This window comes from Micrococcus sp. HMSC067E09, from assembly GCF_001812555.1.
In the GTDB taxonomy this organism is placed as follows: Bacteria; Actinomycetota; Actinomycetes; order Actinomycetales; family Micrococcaceae; genus Micrococcus; species Micrococcus lylae.
Map to the genome: position 1 here is coordinate 1 of NZ_KV809400.1, position 460 is coordinate 460.

1 protein-coding gene is annotated in these 460 nt (G+C 64.6%); it reads left to right on the forward strand.

The features are described from left to right. Nucleotides 1-104: 104 nt before the first annotated feature. Nucleotides 105-460: leucine zipper domain-containing protein (locus tag HMPREF2863_RS00010; protein WP_168165742.1), on the forward strand; the 356-nt coding region annotated here is incomplete at its 3' end.

The window sequence follows — 460 nt, forward strand, 5'->3', positions numbered from 1 at the left end:
TGTACTCGGCCATGACGTTGGTGACAGATAGACGTTGACGATGAAAAGAACCTCCGGGTGAAGTGGGGCTTGTCAACGGCATCCCAATCACCACGGAGGTTCTCATGTCCCACGCTAACGCCCGCCTGACCGTGTATGGAAGGACGCTACTGGTCCACCGGGTTCTGGAAGAGGGCATGCCCGTGGCCCACGCCGCAGCCTTGATGGGCATCTCGCGTCAGTGCGCGCACCGGTGGGTCTCCCGTTACCGCACCGAGGGCGAACACGGGCTGCAGGATCGCTCCAGCCGGCCTCACCACTGCCCGAGCAGAACCAGCGCCCAGACCGAACAGCAAGTCCTTCAGGCCCGCAGCACGCACCGGCGGGGTCAGGACTGGATCAGCACCAGAGTCGGGGTCCCGGCCAGGACGGTGAACCGGATCCTGGCCCGTCACCAGATGCCTGCCCTGGCCTGTCTTGA